This is a genomic window from Flavobacterium sp. FlaQc-48 (assembly GCF_044007335.1).
Taxonomy (GTDB): Bacteria; Bacteroidota; Bacteroidia; order Flavobacteriales; family Flavobacteriaceae; genus Flavobacterium.
Genome location: NZ_JBIPCR010000036.1, coordinates 1 through 9,234 on the forward strand (window position 1 = coordinate 1; position 9,234 = coordinate 9,234).

Consider the following 9,234-nt stretch of genomic DNA (forward strand, 5'->3'; position numbering starts at 1 on the left):
CCGGCCGAAGAGCCCAATCAACCCTTGACTGGCTGGTTAAAAACGGAATATCCAAAAAACGATTAACCGGCAAAGGATATGGCGAAACCCGTCTGGTCAACAAATGTTCAGACGGAGTACCATGTACAGAAGAAGAACATCAAATGAACAGAAGAAGTGAGTTTATTATTTGGGGATTATAAATCTTAAAACTAAAGCTGTCTGGTTTTCAGTTTTTTATGTAGTTGTTGCTTGATGTCTAAAAGAATTTGCAATGCGGTACTTCCTTTTGCAACTTAAGTAAACACTAAATTATGTCTTATAGTATTAGTATAAAAACTTCTACAGGCATTTATATCATGTATTTAAAAGGAATTTTGCAAACTCTTTAAAAGAGCCTGATAAGCAAATAAATTAAAGAATATAAATAAACAATATTTCATTGATGTTAGCTTGTTAGTAATTTAAATAATGAAATGATTATGAAATCAAAAATTACTTTAGTTTTATTACTTTGTATGTTCATTCTGGCGGGCTTTGGTTCTTTGCGTGCACAAGCTGCATTAGACGCAGCACCCGCATCTTACCAGCCGGCTACTTTGGTCCAGGGAGGAGCACCCGGCACATTTAGTGTGAATGTAAAGAACAACAGTTCCACAGCATCGCTTACAGGTGCTGTTTTAAAAATTACGCTGCCTGCAGGTATGGAGTATGCAGGCAATATTCAAAATGCTATAGTGAAGGATGTTAGCGTCCTTAATGTACCGCAGTTTACTGTAAACAGTATGGCGATTGGTGCTGCTAATCTGGTAAGTTTTGATGTTCGTATTATTTGCGGCTATATACAATCGGGCGCACAGCTCAAATATGAGCTTTATGATGCTTCAAATGTTTTACTGGCGACGGTACTAAATGGCCCTACAGCGGCTAATACGCCTGCACCTGCATTTGTATTCACAGCAGTACCCAGTCCGCTGGCAGTTGTAGCCTCTTTAAATACAAATGCAGCTCCAAGAACACTAACATTTAAAAATAGTGGTAGTCAGCCGGTCACTACGGTATATTTAGAAAGTGATGTCGTTAATCCTGCACAATATTCCTATTATAAGATTGTGGCAGTAAACCAGGGGATAATAACAGCAATTCCAAATACAGGATATCGCGTTACACTTACAGGTACTGCTTTGCAAAATGCTATTACAACTGGTAATGGAGATGCAAGTTTTGATCCGGACGAAACAATAACGATTACATTAACAGAGCAGATCCTTAACTGTAACAGTGGTTCTGCAATTGCTTTGAATATGAAAGCCGGTTCCGGGGATATTAAGGGCAGTTTTTGCTTTTTTGATAATGCAAGTGCTTCTATTAGTGCCATAACAGGAAATCCTAGTTTGTTGTTAACACGTTTGGCAGGAGCCACCTTACCGGATTTTTGTAATTCGGGTAAAGTTTCGTTTACTATAGGTAACAGTGGAAGTGGAGGTGTAGAGTCTGCTTTGCATGATATAAAAATTCCGTGGAGTACAAATAATGGAGTTATGTCTACTGTTCCTTCCTATTACGGTACTTATTCGATAAAAAAAGTATCCATCAATGGTAACGATGTGACGGCTCAGGTAATGACCCAAAATGGTATTGGCTCCGGTGCTTTGATTAGTGGCATTGCAAATGTAGATGTTATTAATCTGGCAGGTTTAACGTCGGCTTACGGAAGTTCCTTGGCCACTTTGGAGGCCGATGGTAAATTTGATGATTTGATGCCCGGACAAAATGTAAGACTGGATGTTGAATATGGGTATAATCCCAATACATTTGCCAGTTGTACCCTTAATGCCGGATCGACATCCGGACAAGGTTATTTTAACGTTGGTTATTCTTATAAAGACCAATGCGGTACCACTTCAACAAAAACAGATTTAATTTCTCCTGGTTATGTAGTTCCACCTTTACCGGCAGCAACCGGGAGTATAAGCTTTTACGTAGGTAACGGAAATTCGGGTACTGTAGTAGCTTCGTTAGATACCCCTGCATTATTGGCAGGAGGTACTACCAATCTGAATTTAAATTATAACAGTACTTTTAATGGTACCTATATAGTGCCCGGTAAAGTAACCCGTTTGTTTACTATTGTATTACCGGATGGGTTGCAATACAATGCTGCAGGTACTATTAAATATGGCACTTCAGCTACCGTTGTACCGTCTTCTGCGATAAGTTATAATACGGCTGCTAAAACATTGACGATTACTCTAAATACGGCTGTTTTTACGGCTGCTACAGTGGGTAACGATAATTTTGTTATACCCGTTACCGGTATTGATGAAGCTATTGTAAATATGAATGTAGGAGCAGGAGCATCCCTTTATTTTAATAATTGCACCGGAACCGTCGTTGATTATTCATGTCAAAACCCTAATTTAAATTATGCTATTATTACGAATAGTTGTGGTTCCGTAGGTACAACTAATTTTGCTGTTAAACGCGCTACGTTTGGTTTTATACCAGATGTAAGCGGTACTAATAAATTTTATCGCCCTACAGGTTTTGTAGATGAAAATACGTCTGATATTAATTTGCAGGGAGCTGTTAGTAAAGACAGGGTAAAATTTACTGTAACGGGTAAAGTAAACAATGTAAATTATAGTGAATTATGGGCACGTGCCCAATATACTCCTGTAGGCGTAGCAGCTAACCTATCTAATTTTGATCCTCTATCTGCTACAGGATCAGATGTAGCCGGGGTTTTGACAGTTAGTAAAGCTGCCGGTGGTACCATTACTGCCAATATAACTGTAAGTGATGTCGTGTTTAGTTATGTTTCGGCAAATCAGGTTCAGGTAATGCAGGTCAATGTTGGTAATAAAATAACTGCAGCGGGCTATACTCCCGTAGCAGGAGATATTTTAACGGTTGACTGGATGGTAAACGTCTCTAAAACCAATCTTTCTTATGTATACACTCCGTTAACGGGGTTACAAGGAGATTTTTATACCAAAGATGCCGGAGGTGTTGCTTCAGATTGTCCGGCATATCCGGCTGCTTTTGCCATACAACGACTTTTTCAAAGAGCTGACATGATTTCACCTGTGTCAGGAAGTACTTTTGCTGCTTCCCCAACTGTAAATTTTGCATTTGCTGTATACTCTTCACTTAATCAAAGCGGTGAAGCAAATACTATAGACCATTTTCCTAAAGAAGTGAGACAATATGATAATGCACGTCAATTTATTCTTACCCTGCCGGGTATATGGTCACAAGATGTAACAATCGCTCCTTATCTTAAGAATATTAATATTTCAACTAATTATACTGTTCCGGCTTCTCAATATACGATTACTTATGTGGGAGGGAATACTGTTATAACGGTTACAAATGATGCTTTTGATGCGAACGGAATGCCCGCTTCAACAGGTTTTCCGGCCTATGATATTTGTGGTAATAATGGATATACCTCTTTTAATATTGCAATGAAACCAGCCTGCGTAGTTGGAGGAAGCATTAATGCACCATTTTCAGCAAATTATGATAGTTACACCACAGGACCGAATAACAATAATAAGGAAAGCTTTAACCGAAATACCTCGATTACTTATAACTATGTTAATTATACCGCTAATTCAGCACCTACACTCTCTAATGTAGATGGTATAGGGAGTACTGTAAGCTGGCAGGTGCAGGTAGTTAACACAACCAATACCGCGGCAATGATAGCAGCCGGTAAAAGCCCTAATTTACCTAATAACTGGATGAGTTTTGTGTCTCCAAATAATAATATTACGGTTACAAAGGTCATTAATACCGTTACCCACGCAGAGTATCCTGTTTTAAATTACGGAGCAGGAAAGTATTGGGTTCAATTGGGAGATATAGTAGCGACTAATACCTATGATGTTGTAGCAACTTATACGGCCTGTAGTAACGATATCTTAAATTATACTTACGGTTTTAATGCGACAGGTTACCCTGTTAATCCTGACCTGGAGAATAATGGAACTACCATAACCTGTGCTGCCAATCAGTCAACTGCAGTATTGAATTTATTTCCAAAAGATGCAAGTTTGACTATGGGAATTGTTTCTCCTTCGGGGAATGTACAGTTCTGTAATAATCCGCTACAACCTGGTGAAGTCCCTATTATTTATCAGATGACGGTAACGAATACGGCTACTGCAAATGCACAAAATTTGGTAATGGAAGCTACCTTTCCTGATGGTTATACGGCCAAAACAGGTACCAGTAAATTGACTTTTAACGGTAGTACCAAAACACTTAGTGATCCGGTTTTTAATACAGGAAAAGGAGTTTGGGAATGGAATATAACAACAGATCCTAATGGTATAGAATCCTTACCGGGGGCTAACACCTCCACCAATACTATGATAGTGGAGTATCAGGGTTTAACCAGTTGCGGTTTTGTATCAGGTTCAGCAGTAAAATACCACATGTCAGCGACTAATGGTTGTGGACAGGAGAGAGATTATACGGCTTCAGGTGCTGCAATGCTATTAAGTGGTATACCGGCTTCTTTGAATACCTATTTCTTAGATATGCCTAATGTTGCCTTAAGCAATGATGGAGGTGTAGCTTCGTATACAGTAGGTGTTGGTAATCAGGGAGGAACTCCTACTACAGCTGCAGAACAAGTTACCATTACTGTACCTTCCGGTATAGATATAGTGCCGGGTTCTATTACTGCCGTAACCAATGCAGGAAATATAACCAATGCAACAAATCCAATTAGTAATACCGTTACAGGGCTTACACGTACTTTAGTTTTCCAAATGCCGGCAGATGCGGGAGGTGTAAGCTTAGGTGGAGGACAAACAGCAGCTTTCAAGTTTGACTTTACGATTGTAAATGCTTCATTATTGACTTGTGGAAACTTAACTGAAGCAATAGATGCCAGAACTATATTTTCAGTAACCGGTGCCATGTGTGATGCTTCTGCCTGTACGATAAGTTCTATTACCAGCGAAAAGAAAACAGATTTAGTCATTACTAAAACCAATTTTACCGTAAATCAGATTACAAGTGCAACCAGTGTTTATAATGATACGACTAGTGAAAATGTAACAATTAACTTTAATGTTAAAAATACCGGAACATTAAACAAAGGTGCCGAGGATATTGCAGTAGATTTTTTCAGCGATACAAATGGCAGCGGAGTATATGAGATCGGTGAAACCATTTTATTTACAAAAATAGTCAGTGGTATACTTTTAGCGGGTGCCACCAGTGCCACACAAACAGCAAATTTTGTTGTGCCTGAGACCAGCATGTGTAAATTGACAGCAGGTATTAGAAGATTGTCGAATACGGCGATTTGTACAGATAGTTTTTTACCTGTAAATGCGATCACTTTAGAAAGCACGCCGGTAGCGTTTACCGTTTGTCCCAATGTTAGTCAAGTTATTGGTACCACGGCGATTACAGGGGCAACTTATAATTGGTCATCGGCTTCTTATTTAAGTTCTGCCACAGTAGCGAATCCAACCTTTAAGTATACAGGTTCGATATTAACAGTATCAACGCCATTTACTTATACATTAACAGTTACAAGACCGGATGGGTGTACCACATTCATTGATTACACTATTACAGTTGATCCTACACCTACTATAATCTATACATCTGGAACAGTTAGTCCAACAATCTGTATAAATACGCCAATAACAGCCATTACGTATACAACAGGATCAGGTGCAACGGGTGCAAGTGCAACAAATTTACCGGCAGGAGTAACAGGAAGTTTTGCTTCCGGTATTTTCACCATAAGCGGAACTCCAACGGCTTCAGGTACATTTAATTATACAGTAAGTACAACAGGCGGTTGTTCAGTCGCTAGTTTGTCTGGAACGATTACCGTAAATCCGGCTACTGTAATTGCTTTAAGTTCAGATGTATCTACTACAAATCAGGAAATTTGTTTAGGTACACCAATAACAGCCATTACCTATACAACAGGATCAGGTGCAACGGGCGTAAGTGCAACAGGATTGCCAGCGGGAGTAACAGGAAGTTTTGCTTCAGATGTTTTCACCATAAGCGGAACTCCAACAGCTTCAGGTACATTTAATTATACAGTAAGCACAACAGGAGGTTGTTCAGTCGCTAGTTTGTCTGGAATTATTACTATCAATCCTTTGCCAAGTGTAGTGATCAATAATCCTTTGGCAGTATGTTCTGGTACAACAGTCGATTTAACAGCGCCAGCAGTGACAGCAGGAAGTACAGCAGGTTTAACTTATAGTTATTTTACAGATGCTTTGGGAACAGCCGTGTTGTCGTCGCCAAATGCTGTAGCAGTTAGTGGTACTTATTATATTAAAGGTTCAGCAGGTGGTTGTTCGGATATTGAACCGGTAACTGTCACTATTAATCCTCTGCCAACTGTAGTAATCAATGATCCGGCAGCAGTATGCTCAGGTACAACAGTTGATTTAACCGCTTCAGCAGTAACAGCAGGAAGTACAGCAGGTTTAATCTATAGTTATTTTACAGATGCTTTAGGAACAACTGTCTTGTCCTCTCCAAATGCCATAACTGTAAGTGGTACTTATTATATTAAGGGAACTGCAGTTGGTGGATGTACAGATATTAAACCTGTAACGGTAACTATTAATCCTTTACCAACTGTAGTGATCAATAATCCGGCAGCAGTATGCTCAGGCACAACAGTCGATTTAACCGCATCAGCAGTAACAGCAGGAAGTACATCAGGTTTAACTTATAGTTATTTTACAGATGCTTTGGGAACAACCGTATTATCCTCTCCAAATGCCGTAACAGCAAGTGGAACTTATTATATTAAAGGTACAACAGCTGCTGTTTGTTCAGATATTCAACCTGTAGTGGTGACTGTTAATCCTATACCAACTGTAATAATCAATAATCCATCAGCAGTATGCTCAGGTACAACAGTTGATTTAACCGCTTCAGCAGTAACAGCAGGAAGCACAGCAGGTTTAATCTATAGTTATTTTACAGATGCTTTGGGAACAACTGTCTTGTCCTCTCCAAATGCCGTAACTGTAAGTGGTACTTATTATATTAAGGGAACTGCAGTTGGTTGTTCGGATATTAAACCTGTAACGGTAACTATTAATCCTTTACCAACTGTAGTGATCAATAATCCGGAAGCAGTATGCTCAGGAACGACAGTCGATTTAACCGCATCAGCAGTAACAGCAGGAAGTACATCAGGTTTAACTTATAGTTATTTTACAGATGCTTTGGGAACAACCGTATTATCCTCTCCAAATGCCGTAACAGCAAGTGGAACTTATTATATTAAAGGTACATCAGCTGCTGTTTGTTCAGATATTCAACCTGTAGTGGTGACTGTTAATCCTATACCAACTGTAATAATCAATAATCCATCAGCAGTATGCTCAGGTACAACAGTTGATTTAACCGCTTCAGCATTAACAGCAGGAAGTACAGCAGGTTTAACTTATAGTTATTTTACAGATGCTTTGGGAACAGCCGTGTTGTCGTCGCCAAATGCTGTAGCAGTTAGTGGTACTTATTATATTAAAGGTTCAGCAGGTGGTTGTTCGGATATTGAACCGGTAACTGTCACTATTAATCCTCTACCAACTGTAGTGATCAATGATCCGGCAGCAGTATGCTCAGGTACAACAGTCGATTTAACAGCACCAGCAGTGACAGCAGGAAGTACAACAGGTTTAACCTATAGTTATTTTACAGATGCTTTGGGAACAACCTTATTGTCCTCTCCAAATGCCGTAGCAGTTAGTGGAACTTATTATATTAAAGGAACTTCAACCAGCAGTTGTACAGATATTCAACCTGTAATGGTAACTATTAATCCTTTACCAAGTGTAGTGATCAATAATCCTTCGGCAGTATGCTCAGGTACAACAGTCGATTTAACCGCACCAGCAGTGACAGCAGGAAGTACAACAGGTTTAAACTATAGTTATTTTACAGATGCTTTGGGAACAACCGTATTGTCCTCTCCAAATGCCGTAACAGCAAGTGGTACTTATTATATTAAAGGTACATCAGCTGCTGTTTGTTCAGATATTCAACCTGTAGTGGTGACTATAACCAATACACCTACTGTTGTAATCAATAATCCGGCAGTGGTATGCTCGGGTACAACAGTCGATTTAACAGTACCAGCAGTGACAGCAGGAAGTACAGCAGGTTTAACCTATAGTTATTTTACAGATGCTTTGGGAACAACTATCTTGTCATCTCCAAATGCCGTAACTGTTAGTGGAACTTATTATATTAAGGGAACTGCAGTTGGTGGATGTTCAGATATTCAGCCGGTAGCAGTAACTATTAATCCTGTACCAACTGTAGTGATCAATAATCCGGCAGCGGTATGCTCAGGTACAACAGTCGATTTAACAGTACCAGCAGTGACAGCAGGAAGTACATCAGGTTTGACCTATAGTTATTTTACAGATGCTTTGGGAACAACCGTATTGTCCTCTCCAAATGCCGTAACAGCAAGTGGTACTTATTATATTAAAGGTACATCAGCTGCTGTTTGTTCAGATATTCAACCTGTAGTGGTGACTATAACCAATACACCTACTGTTGTAATCAATAATCCGGCAGTGGTATGCTCGGGTACAACAGTCGATTTAACCGCACCAGCAGTGACAGCAGGAAGTACAGCAGGTTTAACCTATAGTTATTTTACAGATGCTTTGGGAACAACTGTCTTGTCATCTCCAAATGCCGTAACTGTAAGTGGTACTTATTATATTAAGGGAACTGCAGTTGGTGGATGTTCAGATATTCAGCCAGTAACAGTAACTATTAATCCTGCACCAAGTGTAGTGATCAATAACCCGGCAGCAGTATGTTCTGGTACAACAGTCGATTTAACCGCACCAGCAGTGACAGCAGGAAGTACAGCAGGTTTAACCTATAGTTATTTTACAGATGCTTTGGGAACAACCGTATTGTCCTCTCCAAATGCCGTAACAGCAAGTGGTACTTATTATATTAAAGGTACATCAGCTGCTGTTTGTTCAGATATTCAACCTGTAATGGTAACTATTAATCCTTTACCAAGTGTAGTGATCAATAATCCTTCGGCAGTATGCTCAGGTACAACAGTCGATTTAACAGTACCAGCAGTAACAGCAGGAAGTACAGCAGGTTTAACCTATAGTTATTTTACAGATGCTTTGGGAACAACCGTATTGTCCTCTCCAAATGCCGTAACAGCAAGTGGTACTTATTATATTAAAGGTACATCAGCTGCTG

2 protein-coding genes are annotated in these 9,234 nt (G+C 39.5%); both read left to right on the forward strand.

The window, feature by feature from the left end; translation table 11 throughout:
* On the forward strand, positions 1–182 hold a 182-nt coding region (locus ACHRWY_RS27415; RefSeq protein WP_395359187.1), incomplete at its 5' end, for an OmpA family protein.
* 279 nt (positions 183–461) lie between these two features.
* Positions 462–9,234: hypothetical protein (locus ACHRWY_RS27420; RefSeq protein ID WP_395359189.1), on the forward strand; the 8,773-nt coding region annotated here is incomplete at its 3' end.